The 25,974-nt window shown below is 71.9% G+C and carries 20 protein-coding genes and 1 pseudogene; 8 read left to right on the top strand and 13 right to left on the bottom strand.

The window, feature by feature from the left end; translation table 11 throughout:
- Positions 1-5: 5 nt before the first annotated feature.
- From ACIRJR_RS18460 to ACIRJR_RS18480, 5 genes are all read right to left on the bottom strand, one after another.
- Positions 6-740 (bottom strand): ABC transporter ATP-binding protein, encoded by a 735-nt coding sequence (locus ACIRJR_RS18460; RefSeq protein ID WP_403781384.1) that lies wholly within the window; start codon positions 738-740, stop codon positions 6-8.
- Complete coding sequence (locus ACIRJR_RS18465; protein WP_403781387.1) at positions 716-1,597, bottom strand: ABC transporter permease; 882 nt, start codon at positions 1,595-1,597, stop codon at positions 716-718. Before ACIRJR_RS18465 ends, ACIRJR_RS18460 begins: the two co-directional genes overlap by 25 nt.
- Entirely contained in the window at positions 1,594-2,658 is a 1,065-nt protein-coding gene (locus ACIRJR_RS18470; protein WP_403781390.1) for an ABC transporter substrate-binding protein, read from the bottom strand. The genes ACIRJR_RS18465 and ACIRJR_RS18470 overlap by 4 nt, the downstream gene beginning before the upstream one ends.
- Positions 2,659-2,672: 14 nt before the next feature.
- On the bottom strand, positions 2,673-3,221 hold the full coding sequence (locus tag ACIRJR_RS18475; RefSeq protein WP_403781393.1) for a flavin reductase family protein: 549 nt from the start codon (positions 3,219-3,221) through the stop codon (positions 2,673-2,675).
- A 342-nt stretch (positions 3,222-3,563) separates the two neighbouring features.
- A complete protein-coding gene (locus tag ACIRJR_RS18480; protein WP_403781396.1) occupies positions 3,564-4,817 on the bottom strand; it encodes an ROK family protein in 1,254 nt (417 codons plus the stop codon).
- A 454-nt stretch (positions 4,818-5,271) separates the two neighbouring features.
- Here ACIRJR_RS18480 and ACIRJR_RS18485 point away from each other — a divergent pair, with 454 nt between their 5' ends.
- Both ACIRJR_RS18485 and ACIRJR_RS18490 read left to right on the top strand, forming a co-directional pair.
- A complete protein-coding gene (locus ACIRJR_RS18485) occupies positions 5,272-7,686 on the top strand; it encodes an endonuclease/exonuclease/phosphatase family protein (RefSeq protein WP_403781399.1) in 2,415 nt (804 codons plus the stop codon).
- Between the two features lie 171 nt (positions 7,687-7,857).
- A pseudogene (locus ACIRJR_RS18490) lies at positions 7,858-7,980 on the top strand (hypothetical protein); the annotation flags it as partial.
- Here the strand turns inward: ACIRJR_RS18490 and ACIRJR_RS18495 are convergent.
- The 3 genes from ACIRJR_RS18495 to ACIRJR_RS18505 are packed head-to-tail and all read right to left on the bottom strand — an operon-like array spanning position 7,949 to position 10,435.
- Positions 7,949-8,911: an alpha/beta fold hydrolase gene (locus tag ACIRJR_RS18495; protein WP_403781401.1), complete on the bottom strand. Its 963-nt coding sequence runs from the start codon at positions 8,909-8,911 to the stop codon at positions 7,949-7,951. The pseudogene ACIRJR_RS18490 and the gene ACIRJR_RS18495 overlap by 32 nt on opposite strands.
- A 19-nt stretch (positions 8,912-8,930) precedes the next feature.
- A complete protein-coding gene (locus ACIRJR_RS18500) occupies positions 8,931-10,205 on the bottom strand; it encodes a beta-ketoacyl-[acyl-carrier-protein] synthase family protein (RefSeq protein ID WP_403781404.1) in 1,275 nt (424 codons plus the stop codon).
- Entirely contained in the window at positions 10,202-10,435 is a 234-nt protein-coding gene (locus ACIRJR_RS18505) for an acyl carrier protein (RefSeq protein WP_403781407.1), read from the bottom strand. The genes ACIRJR_RS18500 and ACIRJR_RS18505 overlap by 4 nt, the downstream gene beginning before the upstream one ends.
- A 185-nt stretch (positions 10,436-10,620) precedes the next feature.
- Between ACIRJR_RS18505 and ACIRJR_RS18510 the strand changes: the two genes are divergently transcribed.
- The 6 genes from ACIRJR_RS18510 to ACIRJR_RS18535 all read left to right on the top strand — a co-directional run bounded on the left by ACIRJR_RS18510 (position 10,621) and on the right by ACIRJR_RS18535 (position 16,161).
- The gene (locus ACIRJR_RS18510; protein ID WP_403781410.1) at positions 10,621-10,773 is read left to right on the top strand and encodes a nitroreductase/quinone reductase family protein; all 153 of its coding nucleotides are present in this window, start codon (positions 10,621-10,623) and stop codon (positions 10,771-10,773) included.
- Positions 10,774-10,848: 75 nt separating this feature from the next.
- Positions 10,849-11,580, top strand: a complete 732-nt coding sequence (locus tag ACIRJR_RS18515; protein ID WP_403781413.1) for a nitroreductase family protein — start codon at positions 10,849-10,851, stop codon at positions 11,578-11,580.
- 218 nt (positions 11,581-11,798) lie between these two features.
- Positions 11,799-13,343, top strand: a complete 1,545-nt coding sequence (locus tag ACIRJR_RS18520; protein WP_403781416.1) for a peptidoglycan-binding protein — start codon at positions 11,799-11,801, stop codon at positions 13,341-13,343.
- Between the two features lie 159 nt (positions 13,344-13,502).
- The gene (locus ACIRJR_RS18525) at positions 13,503-14,252 is read left to right on the top strand and encodes a hypothetical protein (protein WP_403781419.1); all 750 of its coding nucleotides are present in this window, start codon (positions 13,503-13,505) and stop codon (positions 14,250-14,252) included.
- A gap of 315 nt (positions 14,253-14,567) precedes the next feature.
- Entirely contained in the window at positions 14,568-14,993 is a 426-nt protein-coding gene (locus tag ACIRJR_RS18530; protein ID WP_403781422.1) for a DUF3291 domain-containing protein, read from the top strand.
- 334 nt (positions 14,994-15,327) lie between these two features.
- A complete protein-coding gene (locus tag ACIRJR_RS18535) occupies positions 15,328-16,161 on the top strand; it encodes a DUF3626 domain-containing protein (protein WP_403781425.1) in 834 nt (277 codons plus the stop codon).
- An 85-nt stretch (positions 16,162-16,246) separates the two neighbouring features.
- Here ACIRJR_RS18535 and ACIRJR_RS18540 read toward each other — a convergent pair whose 3' ends face one another.
- The 5 genes from ACIRJR_RS18540 to ACIRJR_RS18560 form a co-directional block, all read right to left on the bottom strand.
- Positions 16,247-19,894 (bottom strand): S8 family serine peptidase, encoded by a 3,648-nt coding sequence (locus ACIRJR_RS18540; protein WP_403781932.1) that lies wholly within the window; start codon positions 19,892-19,894, stop codon positions 16,247-16,249.
- A gap of 207 nt (positions 19,895-20,101) precedes the next feature.
- The gene (locus ACIRJR_RS18545; RefSeq protein WP_403781428.1) at positions 20,102-21,241 is read right to left on the bottom strand and encodes an XdhC family protein; all 1,140 of its coding nucleotides are present in this window, start codon (positions 21,239-21,241) and stop codon (positions 20,102-20,104) included.
- 43 nt (positions 21,242-21,284) lie between these two features.
- On the bottom strand, positions 21,285-22,742 hold the full coding sequence (locus ACIRJR_RS18550; protein ID WP_403781431.1) for an NCS2 family permease: 1,458 nt from the start codon (positions 22,740-22,742) through the stop codon (positions 21,285-21,287).
- Positions 22,743-22,956: 214 nt separating this feature from the next.
- Complete coding sequence (locus ACIRJR_RS18555) at positions 22,957-25,374, bottom strand: xanthine dehydrogenase family protein molybdopterin-binding subunit (protein WP_403781433.1); 2,418 nt, start codon at positions 25,372-25,374, stop codon at positions 22,957-22,959.
- A gap of 2 nt (positions 25,375-25,376) precedes the next feature.
- A complete protein-coding gene (locus ACIRJR_RS18560) occupies positions 25,377-25,973 on the bottom strand; it encodes a (2Fe-2S)-binding protein (protein WP_403781436.1) in 597 nt (198 codons plus the stop codon).
- Position 25,974 lies beyond the last annotated feature (1 nt).

The raw sequence follows: 25,974 nt of genomic DNA on the forward strand, positions 1-25,974 counted from the left end.
GGGCCTCAGGGCTGCGCCACACCGAGTGCGGCGAGCAGGGTGTCGCGGTACTCCTGGAAGCGGGGTTCGCGGCGGGAGCGCGGGGACGGCAGGTCGATCCTGAGGTCGACGGAGATGAGGCCGTCGTCCAGGACGAGGACCCGGTCGGCGAGCTCCACGGCCTCGTCGACGTCATGGGTGACCAGCAGCACCGCGGGGCGGTGGCGTTCGTACAGCTCACGCAGCAGGTCGTGCATCCTGATGCGGGTCAGGGCGTCCAGCGCGCCGAACGGCTCGTCCGCCAGCAGGAGTTCGGGGTCGCGTACGAGGGCTCGGGCCAGGGCGGCGCGTTGCTGCTCGCCGCCGGACAGTTCGTGGGGCCAGGAGCGGTCGCGTCCCTCCAGACCGACCTCGGCGAGCGCCGTCAGGCCCCGCTCACGGGCACCGGGGCCGCGCAGCCCGAGGGTCACGTTGTCGAGAACCCTCAGCCAGGGCAGCAGCCGGGAGTCCTGGAAGGAGAGCGAGACCCTGTCCGGCACGGACAGCTCGCCCGATCCCTCGACGGTGTGGTCGAGGCGGGCGACCGCCCGCAGCAGCGTCGACTTGCCGGAGCCGCTGCGCCCGAGGAGCGCGGTGAACTCCCCCTGCGCGACCGTCAGGTCGAGCTCCTTGAGGACCTTCCGGTCGCCGAACCGCCGCACGAGCCCGGACGTGCGGATCGCGGGCCGGGCTTCCGTCAGCCCGCCAGTGTGCGTCGCCATGACAGGGCCTTCCTCTCGACTGCGCGTACCGCCGCGTCCGAGGCGAAGCCGAAGATCCCGTAGGCCACCAGCCCCACGATGATCACGTCGGACTGGGCGTACTGCTGGGCCTGGAACATCATGTAGCCGATACCGCTGGTGGCGTTGATCTGCTCGACCACGATGAGGCCGAGCCACGACGAGGTGACGCCGAGCCGCAGGCCGACGAAGAAGCCTGGCAGCGAGCCGGGGACGACGACCTTGCGGACGAACGTGGCCCGGCTCAGGTCGAGCCCCTCCGCGAGCTCGACGTACCGGCTGTCGATGCCGGTCAGCGACGCGTAGGTGTTGATGTACATGTTCACCGCGACCCCGAGAGCGATCACGGTGACCTTCATCTGCTCGCCGATGCCGAGCCAGAGGATCAGCAGCGGGAGCATCGCCAGGGAGGGGATGGCCCGCTTGATCTGGAGGGGGCCGTCCAGCAGGTACTCACCGCTGCGGCTCAGCCCGGCCGCCACGGCCAGGATCACCCCGGACGACACGCCGAAGAGGAGGCCGAGTCCGGCGCGCTGGAGCGATATCAGGACGTTGTCCTGGAGGCGGCCGGTGGCGACGAGGTCGACCGCGGTGGAGAACACCGTGCCGGGCGAGGAGAGGATCCGCGGGTCGAGGTAGCCGGACGCGGAGGCCGCCCACCACACGATCACGAGGATCGCCGGGCCGGCCAGCCGTCCGAATGGCAGGGCCCTGCCGGGTCCGAGCCGCCGCCGGGTGCCCTTGGAGACGTGGGCCGTCCCCCCGGTGGCGGGCGGTCCGGCCGGCCGCGCCGCCGCCTGCGGACTGTCCGTCCGCGCCTTCGCCAACAGGTCGGTCATGACCCCTCCCGGTACTCGGCGGCCACGGCCGCGGCCGCCAGCCCTTCGAATCGGCGGTCGAACAGTCCGGCGGCCTTCTGCTCCGGCACGAAGCCCCCCTCGGCCAGCAGGTCGGCGGTCTCCTGCTCCCACTCGAGGGCCTCGTCCCAGCGGGCCGGGAACTGCGGCTTGTGCTGGGAGTCGACGATGCGCCTGCCGTCCTCCTTCGACACGCCCTGGTCCTTCACGTAGTACGTGTCGATCCACTCGTCCTGGTTCTCCCAGGCCCACACCTGGCCGCGCGCCCACAGCGGTACGAAGCTGCGCACCGCCTTGGCCTTCTCCGGGTCGTTCAGGACCTCGTCGGGGGCCCAGAGCACGGTCAGCAGGTCGACGACCTCCGTCTCCACGCCCCGGGCGCCGTCCTTGCCGTACTGGTCGAGATATTTGGTGAGGGTCGGCTCTCCCAGGGGTGCCACGTCGACCTGGGCCGACTGCAGCGCGGTGAGGAACTGGGTGCTGGGCAGGGCGACCAGTTCGACGTCGGAGTTCTTCAGTCCCGCCTCCTTGAGGGCCCGCAGGACGACGACGCCCTGTGCCTGGCCCTGGGAGAAGCCGATCTTCTTGCCCCGGAAGTCCCCGGCCTTCGTGATGGACGAGCCCGGGGCCGTCGCAAAGGTGTAAAGGGGGTGCCTTCGTGTCTGGACCGCGACGATTTTCGCCTGGACGCCGATGGCGTGCGCCTGGATGGGAGGAATTCCGGCATTGGTGGCCAGGTCGATGGATTTCGCGCGGAATCCCTGAATGATGTCCGGCCCCGCGGCGAGGTTCGGCCATTCGGTGACGGTGAAGGGGAGTTCCCTCGCCAGCCCTGCCGCCTCCAGTTGGAGTTGCGTCGGACGGGCGGCGATCTTCAGCTCGGTCCCGGACGCCGGATTCCCGGACGGAAGGGCGCCCGCGGGTTCCGCGGTGGCCACGGACTTCGTCCGGGGAGCGCATGCGGCGAGGCTCAGGACGGTGCCTCCCGCGAGGGCGAGGAACGACCTCCGGGCCAGGGCCCGCCTGTTGTCATGGCGTGTCATGGTGAGATTCCTGATCACTGGTCGGGCGCGGGACGGATGGAGTGGTAGGAGCCGGCGTGGAAGAGCAACGGGCTGCGCCCCTCGTCCAGCCAGGACTCCTCGACCCTGGCGACGACGATGCGGTGGTCGCCGGCCGGGACGATGCTCTGGACGGTGAGCCTCAGCCAGCCGGTCACCCCGTCGAGAACGGGCTCCCCGCCGGCCAGCCGGCTCCACCGGGTCGGCGCTGCGAACCGGTCGATGCCGCTGGTGGCGAACGTGGTGGCCAGCCGCGTCTGTTCGGCACCGAGGAAGTTCACGACGGCCGTCGCGGCCCGCTCGATGTGCGGCCAGGACGAGGTGGTCGTCCCGATGCCGAAGGAGACCAGCGGCGGGGCGAGGGACAGGGAGCTGAGCGAGGTCGCGGTGAATCCCACCGGTCCGCGGCCGGCGTCGGCGGTGATGACGACGACACCCGCCGGATACCTGCGGAAGGCCTGCTTGAAGTGCTCGGGCGCGATGCCGGGGACGGCAGCGGTGTCGGACGAGGGGGCAGCGGTGTGCGAGGGCGCGGTGACGGTCAATGTCTCTCCCCGGTCGAAAGGCGGAAAGCGGGCGTGCGGCATCGCACTACGGCCCGCGGAAAGGGCGCGAGGGCGCACGGAGATAGGGGCGGACGGAGATTCACGCACGGATGCGGCGGTACGCCCGGTGATACGGATGAAGGGTTATCGGTTACCCGGACAGGGGCGACAACAGGAACGCCGGGCGATTTCGCTCGTCGGCGCGGCCGTGCGGCAGGATCGTGCCACTGTGGGCACGTTCTCTGAATTCCGCTGTCGGCTGGTCATGAATCCATCTTCCCGGTTCGGGTTGCGGCCGGTCAACAATGCAACGATCTGAATTAAAGCGGGAATCGGCTGAGGTCAGGAGACAGCGCGCAGAGCGGGCCACGGCCGCAGCGGGTCGGCGTACAGGGCGCCCAGAGCCACGGCGCCGCCCGCGGTGGCCAGCACCGAACCGGTGAAGCTGCTGGCCACGACGGTCCGTTCGGGGTCGTCGCAGACCCAGGAGCGCAGGCCCACCTCCTCACGGAGGTCGAAGAGGCACTCCGGCAGCCGGCCCGCCCCGGGTTCGACCACCACCAGGCACTCCGGGTCGAAGATGTCCAGGAGCAGCGCGGCGGCCCTGCCCACCAGCCGGGCCCGACGGCGGAACAGCGCCACGGCGCGCGGTTCTCCGGCCACGGCATGGTCCAGCAGCTCCTGGAAGCCGCTGACATAAAGGCCCTGTGCGGCTGCGCGACGGATCACGGCCCGCTCGGACACCTCGGACTGCAGGCACCCCGTACGCCCGCAGTCACAGGGCTCCGCGTCGCCCGACCCGCCCGATCCCAGGGGGAGATGGGCCACGCCGCCGGCGCCGGAGCGCGGCCCCCGGTGCATCTCACCGGCGGTGGCGAAGGCACCGTCGACGACCGCTCCGACGAAGAGCAGCACCGTGCTGCGCCGGGTGGAGACCTCGCCGAACATCTGCTCCGCACGCGCCAACGCCCGCGCGTGGCTGTCCACATGGACCGGGAGACCGGTGGCGGCGGACAGGATCTCGCGTACGGGAACGGAGCGCCATCCCAGGTGCGGATGCTCCACCACGACTCCGGCGGCGGGGTCCACCCGGTGCCCGGTGGCGAAGCCCAGCGCGAGCACCTCCCGTCCGGCCGCGTGCGCCGCCGTCAGCGCCGGCAGCCGGGCGGCCAGGTCGTCGAGGACCATGCGCGGGTGCGTACCCGTGTGGGGTCTGCGGTCCTCGGCCACGACCCTGCCACGCAGGTCCATCAGGGCGACGGTCGAGTGCGCGACCGCGAGGTGCGCCCCGGCCACCAGGAAACGGGAGGTGTCGATCTCGACGGGCACATGGGGGCGCCCGAGCCCGCGCGGGCCGGTCGTCTCCGCGCGCTCCCGGACAAGTCCGCGGGACAGGAGCCGCCCCACGTGTCCGGTCACGGAGGCGGGCGAGAGTCCGGTGAGCCTGGCGACGGTGGAGCGGGCCACCGGGCCGTGGTCGAGGATCGCGCCCAGCACGGATCCCGTGCCGGAGGTGCGGCGGCCGTGTCCGGCGGACGGTATCTCGGAGCGGCGCGGAGGCAGCGGGAGGCGGGGAGGCGCAGACTGACGAGTCACGGGTGTCTTCCAGGTCCTGGATGGCAGCATGCGTGGAGGCGAGTACCCCTGGTACGGGGCCTCCTGACGGAACCGGGCGGCGTGGTGCGGCCTGGGTCCGCTGGGCCATGACGGGACGTCCTGCGCGGGGCCGGGGAGCGGGAAGCTCGTCCGGGAGGGCGCGGACTCCGGGTGTTCAGCCCCGGTGACACGCCGCGGAGCACACGCGCTTCAGGTCGACATGACCTCGCGTCGTCAGGTGTGCGGATCGCTGCATGTGACGCAACGTATCCGGAACGCCGCAAGCCGGTCAAACGTCTGACCGCATGGTGGACTCCCGGCTTGCCCGGCCGCGCGACGGTCAACTCCCGCGCGGGAGCGGGTGATGACGCCTGGAATTAACCTCCGGTCTCTTGCCACGGCGGGTCTACGCGCATAGCTTTTGGCCCTCATCACACACTTGGGGGCAGTTCCCGTGTACATAGCCAGACCCGGCTCCGCCCTGCTGGCAGCCGCCGTCGCCGTGACCCTCTCGGTGACCGCGCTTCCCGCCGCCTTCGCGGCCCCGTCGTCGTCCGCCGTCATCTCCGAGGTGTACGGCGGCGGGGGCAACTCCGGTGCGACGCTGACCCGCGACTACATCGAGCTGGCCAACGCGGGCCAGAGCTCCTTCGGCCTGTCCGGCTTCAGCGTCCAGTACCTGCCGGGCACCCCCTCCGCCGGATCGCTGTGGCAGGTCTCCGCGCTGTCCGGCGCCGTCGCACCGGGTGGCCGCTACCTCGTCGCCCAGGCCTCGGGCACCGGCGGGACGGTGGCCCTGCCGGCCGCCGACGCCACCGGCACGGTCGCGATGTCCGCGGCGAGCGGCACCGTCGCGCTCGTCTCCGGAACCACCCCGCTGACCTGCAGGACGGCGGCGGAGTGCGCCGCCGACACCCGGGTGGTCGACCTCGTCGGCTACGGCTCCGCGGTCGTGCGGGAGGGCTCCGGACCGGTGCCCGGCGCCTCCGCCACGGCTTCCGTGGCGCGCGGCACATCCCTGGCGGACACCGACGACAACGCCGCCGACCTGACCGCGGGCGCCCCGACCCCGGTCAACGCGGCGGGTGAGACGTCCGGCGGTTCCGGGCCGGGCGAGCCCGGCGGACCGACCGAACCCGGTCCGGTCCGGGTGCACGACATCCAGGGCACGACCCGCCTCTCCCCGCTCGCCGGGCAGCCGGTCACCGGGGTCCCGGGCGTCGTCACCGGCGTACGGACCTCCGGCTCACGCGGATTCTGGATCCAGGACACGGCGCCGGACGGCGACGCCCGCACGAGCGAGGGCCTGTTCGTCTACACCGGCTCCTCGGCCCCCTCCGTCGCCGTCGGCGACTCGGTGCTGGTCAGCGGCAAGGTCGCCGAGTACTACCCGGCCACCGGAACCCAGTCCCTCACCCAGATCACCGCCCCGCTGACCACGGTCCTCTCCTCGGGCAACGCCCTCCCGGAGGCGGCCGTCCTCGATGCCTCCTCGGTGCCGGACGCCTATGTGCCGTCCGCCGGGGGCGGTTCGGTCGAGGCCCTGGCACTCGACCCGGCGGCGTACGCCCTGGACCTGTACGAGTCCCTCGAGGGCGCGCGCGTCACGATGGCCGACACCCGCGTGACGGGTGCGACGACCGCGTACGACGAGGTCTGGGTGACGGTCAAGCCGCGGGAGAACCCCACTCGGCGCGGCGGCACGCTGTACGCCTCCTACGAGGACCAGAACACCGGCCGTCTCAAGGTGATGTCGCTGGACGCCGACCGGCCCGTCCCCGTCGCGGACGTGGGTGACGTGCTGTCCGGCACGACCACGGGCGTCGTCGACTACGCCTCGTACGGCGGCTACAACGTCCAGGCCACCGAGCTCGGCACGCTGAAGGACAACGGCCTGAAGCGCGAGGTGACCCGGAAGCAGAAGCACAAGGAGCTCGCCGTCGCCACGTACAACGTGGAGAACCTCGACGCCACCGACGAGCAGTCCAAGTTCGACACGCTCGCCCAGGGCGTGGCGGTCAGCCTCGCGTCCCCGGACATCGTCTCGCTGGAGGAGATCCAGGACGACAACGGCGCTGTGAACGACGGCACCGTCGGCTCCGAGGCCACTCTGAAGCGCTTCACCGACGCGATCGTCGCCGCCGGCGGCCCCCGGTACTCCTGGCGCTACGTGGCCCCCGAGGACGGCAAGGACGGCGGCGAGCCCGGCGGCAACATCCGCAACGTCTTCCTCTTCGACCCGGGCCGGGTCGACTTCGTGGACCGCCCGGGCGGCGACGCGACCACCGCCGTGAAGGCGGTGAAGACGAGGAAGGGTGCCACCCTCTCCGTCTCGCCGGGCCGGATCAACCCCACGAGCACGGCCTGGAACAGCAGCCGCAAGCCGCTGGTGGGTGAGTTCCGCTTCCGTGGTGAGCCGGTCTTCGTCATCGCCAACCACTTCGCGTCCAAGGGCGGCGACCAGCCCCTGCACGGCCGCTACCAGGAGCCTGTGCGCAGCTCGGAGACGCAGCGCGTGCTGCAGGCCGCGGAGGTGAACACCTTCGTCACCTCGCTGCTCAAGGCGGACAGGTCGGCCCGGGTCGTCACGCTCGGCGACCTGAACGACTTCGCCTTCTCCCCCACGATGAAGGCCCTGACCAGCGGCAAGGTGCTGAAGCCGCTGATCACGACGCTGCCCGTGGGCGAGCAGTACAGCTATGTGTACGACGGCAACTCTCAGACGCTGGACCACATCCTGACCAGCCCCGCCGTCCGCCGCTTCGACTACGACGTGGTGCACATCAACGCGGAGTTCGCCGACCAGGCGAGCGACCACGACCCTCAGATCGTGCGGATCGACGTGAAGGGGCAGGGCCACCGGCACTGACCCGACCGGGTGGCGGCCCCTGCCGGGCCGCCACCCCGGCCCCCGCCCGTTCGACGGGCCGTATCGCTACCGTGCCCCGCATGACTGCCGAGGCCGCACTTCCCGGCAAGGCGTCCGCGCCCTGCGGACCCGTACGCCTGTCCGCCTCCGGCGTCCCCGCCCGGGCTTCCGGTGCCACGCCGGACGGCGCGCCGGTCACCGAGGGGGAGGGCCGGCTGCCCCGGACTGCTGGGCCGAATCACGGTGGTGACGGCCGGCCGGCTCACCGCGGTGCCGGACGCGGTGTGGGCGAACCGGGGTGCGGGGGCGATGCGGGTGTGGATTCCGCCGGGGCGGCCTCCCCGGCCCGCACCTGGTGCGGGAGCCTGGCACCCGGGCCGAGCGGCTGATCGGTGAAGAAACGGGTCACGAGGGCGGCGACCTCGTCGGACCGTTCCAGTACGACCCAGTGGTCGGACTCGGGGAGGGTGAGGAAAAGGCTCCCCTCGATGGTCCCGGCGAACTCCCGCTGCAGCTCGGGGGAGGTCACCGTGTCGTGCTCCCCGGCGAAGACCAGGGCGGGGACGCCCGAGAGGCCACCGGAGAAGTCCGGCCGGTCCCCCAGCGCCCGGCGCAGCGAGTCGGCCGCGTGCCCGGAGTGGGCGAGCGCGTGCAGGAAGGAGCGCCGTACGTAGCGCCGGGCGAGCTCCCTGCGGTGCACGGGGCGGGCCGGGTCCAGGCACATGAGTCCGTCGGCGGCCAGCGTCGCGAAGCCCTCGGCGTCCCCCTCGGCCAGCGCCCGGGTGGCCCGGTGCCAGTAGTCCCGCCGGTCCTCGCCGATGTGCGTGGGGACACCCCCGAGGACGAGCCTGGCGATCCGTCCGGGGTCGTGCTGTGCGCAGCCGAAGGCGATGGACGCGCCGTAGGAGAAGCCGAAGAGGTTGATCCGGGTGATGCCCAGGTCGTCGAGGATGCCGGTGACCGCCGCGCGCAGGACCGGTGCTCCGGGGCCGGGCGGGAGGGGATCGGCCGTGCCCATTCCGGGCAGGTCCGCGGTGATCACGTCGGCCACGGGGCCCAGGTGGTCGTCCATCTGCGGCCAGCCGAACATGCCCTGCAGCGCGCCGCCGATGACAAGCACCGGTTCGGTGGCCGGTGCTCCGTCCGCGGCCGGAACACGGCGCTGGACGCGGTAGGCGTAGCGCAGTCCGTCCACGGTCAGGGAACGGATGATCTCCTCGGGCACGGGTGCTCCTCGTTTCCTGTCAGGCCCTGGTGAGCACGAGCGCCGCGTTGTGGCCGCCGAAGCCGAGCGACGTCTTGACGGCGCAGTCGAACGCGGCGCGCCGGGGCTCCTTGCTCACCACCTCGACGGGGATCGCCGGGTCGGGTGCGTCGAGATTGCCGGTCGGCGGGACGAGCTGGTGCTGGAGCGCGAGGACGGTCAGGGCCGTCTCGATACCACCGGCGGCGCCCAGGGTGTGCCCGGTCATGGCCTTCGTCGAGGTGACGAGGGGGTGTTCGCCCAGGACGCGGCGCAGCATGGCCGACTCGATGAGGTCGTTGGCGACGGTCGAGGTCCCATGGGCGTTGACATGGCCGATGTCGGAGGTGTCGACTCCCGCGTCGGCCAGGGCGGTGCGCAGCGCCCGTTCGATGCCGAGCCCGTCGGGGTCGGGGGCCACGGCGGAGTGGGCGTCGCTGGAGGCCCCGTAACCGGCGACCCGCGCGCGGACGGTGGCGCCGCGGGCGCGGGCGTGCTCGGGACGTTCCATGACGAGCAGGCCGGCGCCCTCACCCACGACGAAGCCGTCGCGGTGGGTGTCGAAGGGGCGGCAGGCCGCCAGAGGATCGTCGCGACGGGTGGAGACCGCACGCATCTGGCAGGCGCTGGCGATCAGCAGCCGGGAGCGGACCGATTCGGCGCCGCCCGCGACGACGATGTCGCAGGCCCCCGTGCGGAGCATCTGGTGGGCGGTGCCGATGGCCACGGTCCCCGACGAGCAGGCCGTGGACACGGCCTGGCTCGGCCCGTGCACCCCGAGGTCCATGGCGACGCTGCTCGCGGCGCCGTTGACGACGCTCAGCGGGGCGAGCTTCGGGGAGACGCGGCGCGCGCCGCGCTCGGTGAGGGTGGTGTGCTGCTCGTCGTAGAACGGCAGCCCGCCGTGGGCGGAGCCGATCACGACGGCGACCCGGCCGCTGTCCCAGACCGAGGGGTCGAGCCCGGCGTCGGCGACCGCCTCGCGGGCCGCGATCACGGCGAGCTGCGAGAAGCGGTCCATCAGCCGCTGGGCGGCCACGCCGAGGACCGCCTTCGTGTCCAGGCCGCCGACCGTGTACATGAAGTCGCAGGGCAGCCCGTCGAGTTCCGGCAGGTGCGGCACGGAGGGGGCGGCGCCGGTGCCGCACGCCCCGCTCCAGGCCTCGTCGATCCCCACGCCGGCCGCGGTGACCAGGCCGATGCCGGTGACCGCGGCGCTGAACGGTTCGATGCCCGGGCGGGCGGACCTGCGTGCGAGCGGCCCCCGGGCCGTCACGCGCCGGCCTTGCTGCACACGGCCGCGACCAGGGCGCCGACGGTGTCGCGTGACGACAGGACGACGTCCTCCAGGTCGATGTCCAGCCGGTCCTCGATGAGGAGCCGGAGCTCCTCCAGCGCGAGCGAGTCAAGCCTCAGCTGACGGAGCGGCACCTCGGGCCGGATCACCCCCGGATCGGTTCCGAACCTGGTGACGAGCAAGGCGCTGATCTCTTCCGAGGTGCTCATGGGGACGCTCCTCCGCTCTCGGTACGCGGTGACGCCGGCCGCGTGGTGGGTGAGGTGGCCATCGGGGGACGCCGGCTGCTCGGGAGGGACCCTTTATACGCCTCCGCGGCCGGTTCTCAGCTCTCCGTTCCCCCGTGAGGAGGGCGAACGGCCAGGTGTGCGATTCCGGCACGCCGGAGCCTGGGGTGACAGGATGGGCACGGACGTACGCCGAGACGCTCTCCCCCGAGGAGGAGGAGCGGGTCCGGCGGCATTTCCTGGAGGTCTCGCCCCGGTACGCCGAGTATCGCGCGAAGACCGGCCGGGACATTCCGGTCGTACGCCTGCGGCGGCGCTGACCTGCGCCGACCTGACGGGTTCGGAGTGCCAACGGGACTCCCCGTGACCGGTCTTGAGCCGTAAACTCCGCGATCATGACCTTCGAAACGGTGTACTCCGACGCGCCCTCCCCCGACGGGCCCGCGCTCTTCCCGACCATGTCGACCATGCGCGCCATGCGCCGCCTCAAGCCGGACGCCGTACCGGACGAGACGCTCGAACAGCTCGTACAGGCCGCCGTCTGGGGGCCCAGCGGCGGCAACATGCAGTGCTACGAGTACGTGGTCGTCACCGACCGCGCGGTCATGGCCGAGCTGGCCCCGCTGTGGAAGCGGTGCGTCGACGCCTACCTCGCGACGACGGGCAAGCACGCGCCGAAGGGCATGCCCGACGCGGCGTACGGGCGGATGGTGGCGGCGATCGAGCACCAGCGCGACCACTTCGCGGAGACCCCCGCGCTGATCATCCCCTGCTACAAGTTCCCGGAGCCGCAGTTCGACGAGGAGGGTCTGGGGATCTACGCCGAGTCGCTCGGCCCGGCGGGCCTGGAGCACATGACGAACACCCAGACACGCTTCCAGGCCCTCGCCGAGGGCTCCTGCGTCTATCCCGGCGTGCAGAACATCCTGCTGGCGGCGCGGGCCCTGGGGCTCGCGGCCAACGTCACCATCTGGCACCTGATGCTGGAGCAGGAGTGGAAGAACGCCCTCGGGATCCCCTCGGACACGCACACGTTCGCCGCCATTCCGGTGGGGTGGCCGCAGGGCAACTTCGGGCCGGTCCGGCGCAGGCCGGTGGCCGACGTCATCCACCGGGACCGCTGGTAGCAGCCGAGGGCGGGCCGCCATCCCCGGGAGCGGGGTGACGGACCGCCCTCGGGACGGCGATCCAGGCGGCAACTCCATTGGAGTGAAACGGAGTTGGACACGCGTAGACCTCATTGTCATGCGTTAATCACATCGATAGCCTGTGCGGGCTCAACGGCCCCCGGCTCACCCCACCCGGGTCCGGCGGCCTTCCTCTCCCCACGAGACCTGGAGCAGGTATGCCCCGACGCCCCGCCGGCCACACCCGAGGCCGTGCAGCCGTTCTGGCCTCTCTCACCGCAACCGCCCTGGTCGCGGCCGGCCACCCGGCCGGCGCGGCGCCGGCCGACGCGAACCCCATGAACCACGCCCTCCAGCAGGCCGCCGCGAAGTACGGCGTACCCCGTGACCTCCTCGCCGCCGTCGGCTACGGCGAGACGCATCTGGACGGACACTCCGGGCTCCCCAGCCAGGACAACGGCTACGGAGTGATGCACCTCGTCAGCAATCCCGTCAACCACTCCCTGGAGAAGGCCGCCGCACTGACGGGCAAGTCCACGGCGGTTCTGCGCGAGGACACCGGGGCGAACATCCTGGGCGGCGCGGCCGTGCTGCGGGACCACGCCGACGCGCTGGGCCTGGACAAGGCCGAGCGGGCCGACATCGACGCCTGGTACCCGGCCGTGGCGCGCTACAGCGCGGCGGAGGGAGCCATCGCCGCCCTCTACGCCGACACCGTCTACAGCTTCCTCGCGGAGGGGCTGCGGGCCACCGTCGCCGGAGGCGAGAAGGTCTCCGTCACCTCCCGCCCCGTCGCCCCCGAGAAGGGCCCTCTCGCGAAGGCCGACGTCACCGCCCAGAGCCCGGACTACCCTCCGGCCCTCTGGGTGGCCGCCAACTCGGCCAACTTCGCCGTGAACCGTACGGCGACGGTGGACAAGGTGGTGATCCACGTGACGCAGGGGTCGTACGCCGGGACCATCAGCTGGTTCCAGAACGCCACCTCGAAGGTCAGCTCCCACTACGTGGTCCGCTCCTCGGACGGCCAGATCACCCAGATGGTCCGGGACAAGGACACCGCGTACCACGCCAAGAGCGCCAACGCCTCGTCGCTCGGGATCGAGCACGAGGGATTCATCGACAACCCGTCGTGGTTCACCGACACGATGTACCGCTCCTCGGCGGCACTGACGAAGTACCTGTGCGACCGGTACGGCATCGCCAAGGACCGGGCCCACGTCATCGGGCACAGCGAGGCCCCCGGGAACGACCACACCGACCCGGGCGTCAACTGGAACTGGACCTACTACATGCAGCTGATCGGCGGCTCCGACAGCGGGGCCGACGGGCTGACCTTCACCTCGTACACGACCCAGACGTCCGGCTCGACCGGCAGCCAGGTCAAGGCCGTGCAGACGCTGCTCAACCAGCAGGGTTACGAGGCGGGAACCGCGGACGGGATCTTCGGCGCCACCACGAAGAGCGCCGTGCAGGCGTTCCAGACGGCCCGCGGGCTGACCGCCGACGGCACGGTCGGGCCGAAGACCTGGACCGCGCTGCTCTCGGCCGGCACCACGCCGGCACTCGCCAAGGGCAGCTCGGGCGAGGCGGTGAAGCGGCTGCAGCGCGCGCTGACCGCCGCGCTGGGCAAGACCCTGGCCGTGGACGGGGCGTTCGGCACGGCGACGGACACGGCCGTGCGCGGCTACCAGAGCAGCCGGGGCCTGGCGGTCGACGGCGCCGTGGGGCCGAACACCTGGGCGGCGCTCCAGTCCGGACGATGATCCCCGCCTCCGACCGGGCCCCGTGCCCCGCCGCCGCCCGCTGAGTACCCGTACTCATGCCCCGGCCCCGTACCGCCGGAACGATGACGGACGGGGCCGCCGGGCAGGGCGGGGACACGGGGCGGGGCGCCTTCCGGGCGCCGGTCGGGGGGAGACGGCATGGGGCGGTTCATCGGAGCGCTGCTCGCGGCGGCGGTGGTGGCCGGAGCGGTGGCACTGGCGTACACATCGGGGGCGCCCGCCTCGCTGCTGCTGGGCGCGGCGGCGGGGGTGCTGAGCCTGCTGTGGCTGCTCCTCCTGCTGACGGTGCCCTGGAATCTCTACTTCCGGGCGCACGCGGTGCTGGCCGAGATCGGCGTGAGCCGCTCCAAGGGCCTGGAGGTACCGAAGGAGCGGGACACCGAGGCGGCCCGGATCGCACGGCTGATGCTCCGGGTGGCGGTGGGCGGACACGCGCTGACCGCCGCCCTGACCGTGGCGGTCACGGCGGCGACGGGCGCGGTGACGGGGTACTGGTTCGCGGGCTTCTTCCTGCTCAGTACGGTCTTCAGACCGGCCGGCGCCTACTTCGGACAGCTGCGGCGGCGGCTGGGCACCCTGCTGAAGGACGTGACCTTCCCGCGTGACGACGTCCTGGAGCTGCGCGAGGAGGTGGCCCGGCTGCACGCGGGCACTCGGGCCCTGGAGGAGAAGGCGGAGGAGCAGTACCGCGCACTGGGCGAACTCCGGCGCACCACGGACGCGTTGAACGTCTCGGTACACGGCCGCGCGGACGAGGCCGACCGGAGGATCGCCGCGCTGGCACGTGAATTCGAGTCCACGGTCGATCGCCTGACGGACAACCAGGAGATCATCACCGGTCTGAAGGCGTTCCTGCGCCTGCTGCGGACGGCCGACGGCGCGACCTGAGGCCGAACGCCTGGCGCCGGGCCCGCCGGGGGACGTTCGCCGGGGCATCGCGCAGACCCCGCTGAGCCGCAGACCCCGCTGAGCCGCAGACCCGAGCCATGCGCCGCGGAAGGCGTGCACGAGCGACGCCGCCCGCATCGAGGACCGCCACGAAGCGCCCCGCCGCAGAAGGGACTCCGGCCGGCGCGGGGCCCGCTGTCAGCTCCGGGGCAGCGGGCGGCCGGCTCTTCGGGCATTTACCCGGCACGGGCGGATCCAGCCCTCTAATATGGAGAGCAGGAAGCATCACTATCCATAATGAAGGTGAGCAGTGCGATGCCGACGCTCCCGTGGACCATCCCCCAGCCTCCCCCGTCCGACGGCACGACCGTCGTCATGGCCTCGCGGTTCGAGGTCCGCTCGCTGCGCGACGTACCGCGCTTCTTCCTGAAGTCGCTGGCGGCGTGGAAGCAGGTGCGCTCCGCACCGGGAGCCTTCGGCGCCTCGCTCATCGCCCAGCCCGGCAGGAGGGTCTTCTACACCCTCTCCGCCTGGGAGAGCCGCGACGCCCTCTACGCCTTCGCCCGCGCGGAGCCGCACCGCGGCATCATGACCGCCCTCCGGCCCACGATGCTGTCGTCGACGTTCACCTTCTGGGAGACACCGGTCGGCCGGCTGCCGATCGGCTGGGACGAGGCCAAGCGGCGCGTCGAGGAGCAGCGGCGGGCCGATACCGCCGGGCAGGGCGACGCGGCGGCCTGACCGCCCGTTCGCTCCGGAGCGCATCCGCAGGGCCCGGTTGCGCCTTCCGCCGCGCCGCTCCGCCGGGCGAACCTGGGCTCTGCCGGCACACGGCCGGCACAACAGCAGAGCTCAGGGGGCGGTCGGACATGGCTCGTACGCAGCCGGCATGTGGAGCACTCACCCAGAAGGGCACACGCTGCCGACGGCTGGCGATGAAGGAGGCGTCACGGTGCGACCGGCACAGGGGCGACTGGTCGACGTACACGGTGGCGAGGCGCAAGGCGCGTGAGAAGGCGGCCCGCCGCCGCTGAAATCGCGTGCCCCGCGGTCGGCGCTCCGGCAGACTCGGCCGATGAGCGCCGACATCCCGCACCCCCGGACGCACGCACTGACGCACGTGGCTTCGCTCTCGACGGGTCCGCCGCTGGACCCGTCCCTGCGCGTGACGCTGAACTTCCACCCCGACCGGGTCAGCGGTGGCCGTACGGTCCTGGAACGGCTGGCCGAGGACGGCGTGTACGTCTCGCAGTTCGTCACCGGCACCAGCAACGGCGGCCTCACGGCCCACCCCGGCGGCGACCGGTGGCGCTGGGAGAGCCGGATCTTCGGCGGCGCCTACGACGGCGCGAGCGCCCACGAGCGTCCGGTGTACGGCGCTCTGGACTTCCGGCACTGCCCCTACGGCGCGGCGCCCCGGTTCGGTTCCGCGTATCTCAGGCTGGGTGCCGGGGCCCTGGCGCACGCCACGTTCTGCTACCCCGACAGCTTCCTGGAGCCGTCCGACTTCGGTGTGGCAGCGGCCGGGCACCGGCTCGTCGCACTCGCCGAGGCGGCGGCGCCGGATGTACTGGACGACTACATCGAGGCGCAGGTGCACCGCACGGTCCGGCTCGACCGCGATGTGGAGGCCCTGGTCCTCGACCCGTGCTTCCGGGGCACCGAGGTGGAGGAGACGGCCGGCGCGCTGCCCTGCCCCGTCGAGTGGCACGGCGGATTCCGGCTCTCCGTCGGTGAGCTGAGGCGCCACCCCGGCTACCGGGGTCCCGAGTACGTCGAGCTCGGCGCCACGCTCGCGGTCGGGGGGTTCCTCGACGCGCGGATCATCGGGGAGGCGGCCCGGACGGGGCGTCACGATCCGCAGGCCCTCAAGCGGGTGTGGCACTGCCTGGCACGCTTCGGGAGGTGAGCGGACCGGTACCCTCCGCACGGCAACGGTGGTCCCGCACCCCCTCGCGGGGTGCGGAACCACCTCGACCGGTCCGTTCAGCGGGTCACTTCAGGCCGAAGGCCCTGATGATCTCCTGGTTCACGGCCAGGCCGCCGGGGCCCTCGGTGTGCGCCTTGAGCGAGACCGAGGACACGCCCTTGGCGGGAGTCCGCACCGTCGCGGTCCACTCCCCCGACGCCTCCTTGCTCAGCTTCACCGCGCTCCAGGTCTTGCCCTCGTCGTAACTGACCGACAGGGACGCCTTGGTGGCCTTCACCGCGCCGTCCAGCCACGCCTGGGTACCGGACTCCAGGCCGATCTCGACGGACCTGCCGGCCCTGACGTCACCGGCCAGGTCGGTGTCGATGTCGTAGTCGACCTGGAGCATCGGAATGTCGGCCTGGTAGGTGCCCTCGGGCAGCGCCCCGGATCGGAAGTCCCACTCCGAGTGCGTCCGCGTCGAGGTCTTCCACGTGGCCTCGTCCCGCTTCGCGTCGATGACCAGCCGGTAGGGAAGCTTCTCGGCCGACTGGTCCCAGGCCTGACCCGCCCGTCCCGCACCCTTCTTGATCAGGGTGTCCCCCTGGTAGAAGGCGTAGGACGTGGTGTCGTACTCGTCCTCGGGCATCGAGCCGGAGTGGCCTTCGCCCGAGTCCGTCCACGGCGTGATGTTGAACTGGATGTCGTTCGACTCGGTGCGGAAGGGCCCCCAGTAGCCGGTGCCGAGGCGGGGTCCGGTCACCGGTGCGAACCACTCGTCGCGGTAGGTCCGGCCCGCCGTGTAGTCCAGCTCCGCGCTGCGCACCTCGTGCGCCGTACCGGAGTCGGCGGTGAGCACGGAGTGGTTCTCGTACCAGAAGGAGCTCCCCGGAAGCGGGGTGACCCACTCGGTGCGGGTGCCCGGGAACTGCTCGTACTCCTCGAAGCCGAGGCCCGGGCCGTAGTCCGGGATGTCGTAGCGGTAGCCGCCGCCCAGTGTCTCCTTGTGGCCGTAGAAGGTGTTCTCCACCTTCGCCAGCTGCCGCTCCGAGGGCGCGAAGGCCAGCGAGCGGTCCGGGACGGTTCCGTCGTGACGGTCCACCAGGTCGTAGACGTAGCCGGCGAACTTCTTCTGGTCGACGCTGATCCGCTTGCCCCGCTGGGCCGCCTTGATCAGCGGCTCGCCGTCGATCCGCCGCACCGCGGCCACCGGGATGGCGCTCTCCTCGCCGTACGGCAGGTACGACTCCATCGCGACCCCGCGGCCGTCGTTGACGACGAACAGTGCCTGCGCGCCGGCGGCGAGCGCGTTGGCCAGCCGGTCGGCGGGCGGCACGGCGTCGCTGCGGGTGACCACGACGGCCCTGCCCTTGGCGTTCAGTCCCTTGAAGTCGGCTGCGGCGCCGTTGCCGGCGAAGACGGCGGACAACGCCTGCCGGCTGTCCTCCGCGACGAAGGAGCCGCGCTGGGCGATGACGGGAACGTCCTCGCCACCCGCGGAGACGTCGATCATCTTCTCGCCCTGGCGCCAGCGGGTCAGGAAGCTGAAGCCGCCCTGGGTGACCTTCCTGGTCGGGGAGGCCCACAACTGGTCGTAGGTCGGCGGGATCTGGTACGCGTCCCGCTGCACCACGCCGTCCGGGGACGTGCGCGCCATGTCGTACCTCAACTGGCGGGTCTCGGTCTCCTTCGGGGTGCGCACACTGACCTTGCGGGCCTTCGAGGCGTCGAGGGTGACCGTGGTGGCCTTGTCCAGGATCGTCTCGGGAGCCGCGAGGAAGGCCACGGCCTTCGAGTCTGCGCGGTCCCCGTCGATGTCGACGGAGGCCCAGGCGGTGTAGTTGCCCGGAGGCAGCCGCAGTGTCCTCTCACCGGAGACCTGGACGACGCCGAGCTGCGGGTCGCCGAGCGCGGCGAAGACCACGGCGCCGTCCATCGGCTTCCCCTTGCGGTCGCGCAGGCGCAGGGTCAGGTCGTAGAGCTCCTGCTCCTTGTTCACGGCGAAGCCGGTGTGGGCCACCGTCGTGCCGGAGGCGTCGGTCGCGACGACCTGGCCGGAGAACTGGGTGTCGTTCGCGACCTTCGACGGGTCGATCGAGAGGACGGCCTCTGCGGTGGAGCCGGCCGGGACGGTCAGCTCGGACGTCGACAGGGTGTAGGCGGCGGCCGTGTCGGTCGCCAGCTTCAGCGTGACGTCCTGGTCACCCGTGTTGCGGTAGGTGACGGTCCGCTCGGCGACGGCGTCCTCGGCGCTGTGCGGCCAGTCGTACGACGCGACCTCGACGGAGCCGGTGGCCTCGATCGTCGTGTCGACGGCAGCCTTGACGTCGAGGCGCCCGGTGCCCTGCTCGTACGGCGTGTAGCCGGGCAGCTGCTTCGACGAGCTCATCAGCGCGTTCTTGATGCGCTGGCCCGACCAGTCGGGGTGACGCTGCTTCAGGACGGCCGCGGCACCGGCGACGTGCGGGGTCGCCATCGACGTACCGGACATCTGCTGGTACATGCCCTCGATGCCGGGGACCGACTGCGAGGCCGCGGCGTTGATGTCGACGCCGGGTGCGGACAGGTCGGGCTTCAGCCCGTGGGAACGCACGAGCGGTCCCATGGAGGAGAACCCGGCCCGGCCGTCCTCCTTGTCGACGGCGGCGATGGTCAGCGCGCTCGCGGCGGAACCGGGCGAGCCGATGGTCCCCGCCCCGTAGGCGTTGCCCGCGGCGATCACGAACAGCGGACCGCCGTCGGCGGAGAGGGCGTCGACCGCCTGCGCCATCGGGTCGGTGCCGTCGTCCGGGACGCTGGATCCCAGGCTCATGGAGACGACGTCGGCGCCTTCGGCCTTCGCCCACTCCATGGCCTCGATGATGCCGGAGTCCGCGCCGGAGCCCTCGTCACCGAGGACCTTGCCGACGATCAGGTCGGCGGCGGGGGCGACCCCCTTGTTGGCGCCGTCCGACGCCGCACCCGAGCCGGCGATGGTGGAGGCGACGTGCGTGCCGTGGCCGTTCCCGTCGACGACCTCCTCGCCGGGCACGAAGCTCCTGGACTCCTTGACGCGGTCCTTGACGTCCGGGTGCGTCGCGTCGATGCCGGTGTCCAGGACGGCGACCGTGGTTCCCTTGCCGTCGAAGCCCTCCGCCCAGGCCTGCGGTGCGTTCACCTGCGGCACGGAGTCCTTGAGCGCCGCCTCGGCCTTGCCGTCGAGCCAGAGCCTGGCGATGCCGTTGTCCAGCGAACGGCTCGTCTCCGTACGGGAGATGTCGTTCCAGAAGGCGCGGGCGTCGTCCTTGCCGGCCTTCAGCGCGGCACCGTTCACCGATTCGAGCGTGCGCACGCTCTTGCTGCCGCGAGGGGCGGCCGGAAGCGAACGGGCCTTGCTCACCGGGTAGGTGGCGATCAGGGGGATGCCGCCGGAGTTCCGGTCGTCGTATCCCATCTCGACCAGGGTCGAGATGTTGAACAGCCGCCGGTCCAGCTTCTCCGCCGCGATCAGGGCACTCGCCTCGTCGGGGATGACGAAGACGTCCTCGCCCGCCTGCTGCACGTGCACACCGCCCGGAGCGCCCTCGGGGCGGTCCACGGTGATGGTGTCCTGGCCGCCCGCGCCGTCCGTCCAGTGGACGACGTCGCCGGTGACCAGCGTGATGTCGTAGTCGCGCGCGGGCCCGGATCCATGGCGGTCCTCGGCGGTCGACGGCTTCGGGGCGGCGGTCGCGGAACCCGCCGCGGGGAGCATGACGCCGCTCACGAGGGCGACCGAGGTCGCTATGAGCAGCGCCCTGCGTCCCGCGCGAGCGGGTCTCGCCCGGCCGGAAACGGAGGAGAGGGAAAATGTCATGCAGCTGATCTACCGGTAAATCCGGGGCTGCGGACCGCTTCCCCCCTGGCGTGAAGCCGCCGTGGCGGCAACCCGCCCGCGGTGGCCGGCAGGCGAGGGTCCGGTTCAGGCCACCGAGGCGAGGGGCGTGCCGTTGTCGTGGTGGATCGGGGTGTGGGCGCCCTTCAGCGGCAGACCGCTGCCGCCGCGCCGGTCCGCGACGATCTCCGCCGCGATGGAGAGTGCCGTCTCCTCCGGTGTACGCGCTCCGAGGTCGAGTCCGATGGGCGAGTGCAGCGCGGCCAGTTGGCGCTCGGTGACGCCGGCCTCGCGCAGCCGGTCGTTGCGCTCCAGGTGGGTGCGGCGGGAGCCCATCGCCCCGACGTAGGCGACCGGGAGCCGCAGGGCCAGCTCCAGCAGCGGGACGTCGAACTTGGCGTCGTGGGTGAGGACGCAGAGCACCGTGCGCGCGTCGACGTCCGTGGTGGCGAGGTAGCGGTGCGGCCAGTCGACGACGATCTCGTCGGCGTCCGGGAAGCGGGCCGCTGTGGCGAAGACGGGGCGGGCGTCGCAGACGGTGACGCGGTAGCCGAGGAAGCGGCCTGCGCGTACCAGGGCGGCGGCGAAGTCGATGGCCCCGAAGACGATCATCCGGGGCGGGGGGACGCTCGACTCGACGAGCAGGGTGAGGGGGCTTCCGCAGCGGGAGCCCTCGGCTCCGATGGTGAGGGCGCCGGTGCGGCCCGCGTCGAGCATGGCGCGGGCCTCGGCGGCGGCCGTGCGGTCCAGTTCGGGGTGGCCGCCGAGGCCCCCCTCGTACGTGCCGTCGGCGCGGACGAGCAGAGGCCGGCCGAGGAGATCGTCCGGCCCTTCGGTGACCCGGGCGACCGCCGCCGCCGTCCCCTGGGCGGCGGCGGCGAACGCGGCGGCGAGCACCGGGCGCGCGGGGTCGTCCGCGCTCACCGGTGTGACCAGGATGTCGATGACGCCGCCGCAGGTCAGACCTACCGCGAAGGCGTCGTCGTCGCTGTAGCCGAAGCGTTCGCGGACGGGGGTGCCGTCCTCGATCGCCTGCCGGCACAGCTCGTACACCGCGCCCTCCACACATCCGCCGGAGACGGAACCGACGGCCGTGCCGTCGCTGTCCACGGCGAGGGCGGCACCCGGCTGCCGGGGCGCGCTGCCGCCGGTGGCCACCACGGTGGCCACGGCGAACACGCGTCCCTGCCCGACCCACCGGTGGAGCTCTTCGGCGATGTCCAGCATGGCGTGTCTCCCTATGGGTGAGGTGTGGAGGGCACGGCGGGCGTCACTTGACGCCGAGCCAGCTCTCGATGGGGTTCAGGGCGAAGTAGACGACGAAGACCAGTGTCAGGACCCACATGAAGACGCCGACCTCGCGTGCCCTGCCCTGGGCGAGCTTGATGGCCGTGTACGAGATGACGCCCGCGGCGACACCGGTGGTGATCGTGTACGTGAACGGCATCAGGACGACGGTGAGGAAGACCGGGACGGCGACCGAGCGGTCCGCCCAGTCCACGTGCCGGGCGTTCTGCATCATCATGGCGCCGATGACGACCAGGGCGGCGGAGGCCACCTCGGCCGGAACGATCGCCGTGAGCGGGGTGAAGAAGAGGCAGGCGGCGAAGAAGAGCCCGGTGACGACGGAGGCGAGCCCCGTGCGGGCACCCTCCCCGACCCCGGTCGCCGACTCGACGAACACGGTCTGGCCGGAGCCTCCGGCGACACCGCCGATCGCACCGCCCGCGCCGTCGATGAACAGCGCCTTGGACAGGCCGGGCATCCGGCCCTTGTCGTCCGCGAGCTTCGCCTCCGTGCCCACACCGATGATGGTGGCCATGGCGTCGAAGAAGCCGGCCAGGACGAGCGTGAACACGATCATGCCGACCGTCATCACGCCGACGTCGCCCCAGCCGCCGAACTCCACGTTCCCGAAGAGCGAGAAGTCGGGTGAGGAGACCGCGCTGCCGCTCAGCTCGGGCGGGCCGCTGCTCCACGCCTTCGGGTCGATGTCTCCCACGGCGTTGACGACGATCGCCACCAGGGTTCCGGCGACGATGCCGATCAGGATGGCACCGGGGACGTTGCGCGCCTGCAGCATGAAGATCAGCAGCAGGGTGACGGCGAAGATGAGCACCGGCCAGCCGGCGAGTTCGCCCGCGGGGCCGAGGGAGAGGGGCGTCGCCTCCCCCTTGTGGACGAACCCGGCCTTGAACAGGCCGATGAGGGCGATGAAGAGCCCGATGCCGATGGTGATGCCGTGCTTCAGCGCGAGCGGGATCGCGTTCATGATCAGCTCGCGGAGACCGGTGACCACCAGGAGGCAGATGATCACACCGTAGACCACGCACATGCCCATGGCCTGCGGCCAGGTCATGGCGGGGGCCACCTGCGAGGCGAGCACCCCGGAGACGCTGAGGCCGGCGGCGAGCGCGAGGGGGACCTTGCCGATGAAGCCCATCAGCAGGGTGGTGGCCGCCGCGGCGAGGGCGGTGGCGGTGATGAGTCCGGACTGGCCGAGCAACTGGCCGTCGACGTCCTCGCCGCCGAGGATGAGCGGGTTGAGCAGGAGGATGTACGCCATGGCCATGAAGGTCGTGACGCCGCCGCGCACTTCGCGTGCGACGGTCGAGCCTCGCTCGGATATGTGGAAGTACCGGTCGAGCCAGGACCGTCCGGCGGGGACGCGCGAGCCGGGGCCCGCGTCCTCCGCGCTCGTCCTGGGTTCCACTGACTGCTGGGTCATGTTGCCTGACTCCCAAGGTTCACAGGGGCACCCGCGTGGAGCTCTGGTGATTGCGGGATTTGGGATGCTGCGAGGCGCACGACCCGGGGGACGGCCCGAGGCGAACTCTTCGTGCAGATGGTGCGGTCGTGCGATGGCTCCGGACGGTGCGCGGCGCGGGGAAGTGTGACGTTCACGGCAGGCACGCACCGCCCGGAGGGTCTGGGGGAGCCCGTCAGGTTCCGGTGATGTGCTCGGGGCGCACCGGGGTCCTGTTGAGCTCCAGGCCCGTCGCGTTCCGGATCGCCGCGAGGACGGCCGGGGTGGACGACAGGGTCGGGGCCTCGCCGATGCCGCGGAGCCCGTACGGGGCGTGGTCATCGGCGAGTTCGAGCACGTCGACCGGGATGGTCGGTGTGTCGAGGATGGTGGGGATCAGATAGTCCGTGAAGGAGGGGTTCCGCACCTTCGCGGTCTTCGGGTCGACGATGATCTCCTCCATGACGGCGACACCCAGCCCCTGGGTGGTGCCGCCCTGGATCTGGCCCACGACCGACAGCGGGTTGAGCGCCTTGCCGACGTCCTGGGCGCAGGCGAGCTCGATGACCTTGACCAGGCCGAGCTCGGTGTCGACCTCCACCACCGCGCGGTGCGCCGCGAAGGAGTACTGGACGTGGCCGTTGCCCTGTCCGGTGCGCAGGTCGAACGCCTCGGTGGGCCGGTGGCGCCACTCCAGCTCGACGTCGACCGCTTCGCCCTCGAGCACGTCGGCCAGTGAGGCGAGCACCTCGCCGGCGTCGGTGACGACCTTTCCGCCCTCCAGGAGGAGTTCGGCGGTGGCCCAGGCCGGGTGGTAGGTGCCGAGCTTGCGGCGGCCCATCTCCAGGACCTGTTCGCGGACGGCCTCGCAGGAGTTCTTCACGGCGCCGCCGGTGACGTACGTCTGCCGGGAGGCGGAGGTGGAGCCGGCGGAGCCGACCTGGGTGTCAGCCGGGTGGATGGTCACCTGGCTGACGCCGAGCTCGGTGCGTGCGATCTGGGCGTGGACGGTCACGCCGCCCTGTCCGACCTCCGCCATGGCGGTGTGCACGGTCGCCACGGGCTCGCCGTTGATGACCTCCATGCGGACCCGGGCGGTGGAGTAGTCGTCGAAGCCCTCGGAGAAGCCGACGTTCTTCAGCCCGACGGCGTAGCCGACGCCGCGCACCACTCCTTCGCCGTGGGTCGTGTTGGACAGGCCGCCGGGCAGGGCGCGTACGTCCACGGAGCTGCCGTCCGCGTCGGCCGAGAGCCACTGCTGCTCGGGCGGCAGGGGGCGGGACTTGACGCGGCGCAGCAGTTCGGCGACGGGTGCCGGCGAGTCGCAGGGCTGCCCGGTGGGCAGCAGGGTGCCCTGCTCCATGGCGTTGAGCTGGCGCAGCTCGACCGGGTCCATGTCCAGGGCGGCGGCGAGCTTGTCCATCTGCGCCTCGTAGGCGAAGCACGCCTGGACCGCGCCGAAGCCGCGCATGGCGCCGCAGGGCGGGTTGTTGGAGTAGAGGGCGATCGCCTCGATGTCGACGTCCTCGACGGCGTACGGTCCGACCGCGAGGGAGGAGGCGTTGCCGACGACGGCCGGGGAGGCGGAGGCGTAGGCGCCGCCGTCCAGCACGATCCGGCACTTCATGTGGGTGAGCTTGCCGTCCTTGGTCGCCCCGTGCTCGTAGTGGAGCTTCGCGGGGTGGCGGTGGACGTGTCCGAAGAAGGACTCGAAGCGGTTGTAGACCATCTTGACGGGCTTGCCGGTCCGCAGCGCCAGGAGGCACGCGTGGATCTGCATCGACAGGTCCTCGCGTCCGCCGAAGGCGCCGCCGACGCCGGAGAGCGTCATGCGGACCTTCTCCTCGGGCAGGCCGAGGACGGGGGCGATCTGGCGGAGGTCGGAGTGCAGCCACTGGGTGGCGACGTAGAGCTCCACGCCGCCGTCCTCGGACGGTACGGCGAGGCCGGACTCGGGGCCGAGGAAGGCCTGGTCCTGCATCCCGAAGACGTAGTCGCCCGTGACGATCACGTCGGCCCGCGCGGCGGCCGCGTCGGCGTCGCCGCGGACGATGGGCTGGCGGTGGACGATGTTGGGGTGCGGGACGTGACCGATGTGGTGGTCGTCGCGGCCCTCGTGGACCAGGATCGCGTCGGGCGCGGTCGCCGACGCCTCGTCGGTGACGAGCGGCAGCTCGGCGTAGTCGATCCTGATCTTGGCGGCGGCGCGGCGGGCGGTCTCGGGGTGGTCGGCGGCGACGATCACGACGGGTTCGCCGTGGTGGCGGACCTTGCCGTGGGCGAGTACGGGGGTGTCCTGGATCTCCAGCCCGTAGTTCTTCATCTCCGCGGGCAGGTCGTCGTAGGTCAGCACGGCGTAGACGCCGGGCGTCGCGACGGCCTCACCGATGTCGATGGAGCGGATCTCGGCGTGGGCGACGGTGGAGCGGAGCGTGTGGCCCCACAGCATGTCCTCGTGCCACATGTCCGAGGAGTACGCGAACTCGCCGGTGACCTTGAGGGTTCCGTCGGGGCGCAGGGTGGACTCGCCGATGCCGCCCGGGGTCTGGGACCCCTGGGTGATCTTGGTCGGGGTGCCGGCCGGTACGGACGCGGCTCGTGGGTGCAGAGCCATGGCTATCGGACCGCCTCTTCCTGACGGGCGGCCGCGAGGCGGACCGCGTCGAGGATCTTCTCGTAACCGGTGCAGCGGCAGAGGTTGCCGGAGAGCGCCTCACGGATGTCCTGGTCGGACGGGGAGGGCTGCGTCTCCAGCAGTTCGTCGGCGGCGACCAGCAGGCCGGGGGTGCAGAAGCCGCACTGCACGGCGCCGGCGTCGATGAACGCCTGCTGCACGGGCGAGAGGTCGGCCGCGTCGGCGCTGCGGGCGTCGGTCGGCTTGGCCTGCCAGCGCTGAGCGGCGTCCAGGGAGGTTCCGCAGGCGCCGGCGGCGCATCCGGCTCCGGGGTGCGCGTCGTCGCGGTGCTTGGCGTAGTCCGCGAGGCCCTCGACCGTGACGACCTCCCGGCCCTCGGCCTGGCCGGCCGCGACGAGGCAGGAACAGACCGGCACACCATCGAGGCGGACCGTACAGGAACCGCATTCGCCCTGTTCACAGGCGTTCTTGGAACCGGGCAGGCCCATGCGCTCCCGCAGGACGTAGAGGAGGGACTCCCCCTCCCAGACGTCGTCGGCTTCCTGCTTCCGGCCGTTGACCGTGAAATTCACTCGCATG

The organism is Streptomyces sp. NPDC102402 (genome assembly GCF_044765765.1).
Taxonomy (GTDB): Bacteria; Actinomycetota; Actinomycetes; order Streptomycetales; family Streptomycetaceae; genus Streptomyces.

Bases quoted from the DNA above. Each gene is read 5' to 3' on its own strand.
- ACIRJR_RS18460 (WP_403781384.1), bottom strand. From the start codon at position 740: ATGGCGACGCACACTGGCGGGCTGACGGAAGCCCGGCCCGCGATCCGC.
- ACIRJR_RS18465 (WP_403781387.1), bottom strand. From the start codon at position 1,597: ATGACCGACCTGTTGGCGAAGGCGCGGACGGACAGTCCGCAGGCGGCG.
- ACIRJR_RS18470 (WP_403781390.1), bottom strand. From the start codon at position 2,658: ATGACACGCCATGACAACAGGCGGGCCCTGGCCCGGAGGTCGTTCCTC.
- ACIRJR_RS18505 (WP_403781407.1), bottom strand. From the start codon at position 10,435: ATGAGCACCTCGGAAGAGATCAGCGCCTTGCTCGTCACCAGGTTCGGA.
- ACIRJR_RS18515 (WP_403781413.1), top strand. From the start codon at position 10,849: ATGACCTTCGAAACGGTGTACTCCGACGCGCCCTCCCCCGACGGGCCC.
- ACIRJR_RS18520 (WP_403781416.1), top strand. From the start codon at position 11,799: ATGCCCCGACGCCCCGCCGGCCACACCCGAGGCCGTGCAGCCGTTCTG.
- ACIRJR_RS18525 (WP_403781419.1), top strand. From the start codon at position 13,503: ATGGGGCGGTTCATCGGAGCGCTGCTCGCGGCGGCGGTGGTGGCCGGA.
- ACIRJR_RS18530 (WP_403781422.1), top strand. From the start codon at position 14,568: ATGCCGACGCTCCCGTGGACCATCCCCCAGCCTCCCCCGTCCGACGGC.
- ACIRJR_RS18535 (WP_403781425.1), top strand. From the start codon at position 15,328: ATGAGCGCCGACATCCCGCACCCCCGGACGCACGCACTGACGCACGTG.
- ACIRJR_RS18540 (WP_403781932.1), bottom strand. From the start codon at position 19,894: ATGCTCCCCGCGGCGGGTTCCGCGACCGCCGCCCCGAAGCCGTCGACC.
- ACIRJR_RS18545 (WP_403781428.1), bottom strand. From the start codon at position 21,241: ATGCTGGACATCGCCGAAGAGCTCCACCGGTGGGTCGGGCAGGGACGC.
- ACIRJR_RS18550 (WP_403781431.1), bottom strand. From the start codon at position 22,742: ATGACCCAGCAGTCAGTGGAACCCAGGACGAGCGCGGAGGACGCGGGC.
- ACIRJR_RS18555 (WP_403781433.1), bottom strand. From the start codon at position 25,374: ATGGCTCTGCACCCACGAGCCGCGTCCGTACCGGCCGGCACCCCGACC.
- ACIRJR_RS18560 (WP_403781436.1), bottom strand. From the start codon at position 25,973: ATGCGAGTGAATTTCACGGTCAACGGCCGGAAGCAGGAAGCCGACGAC.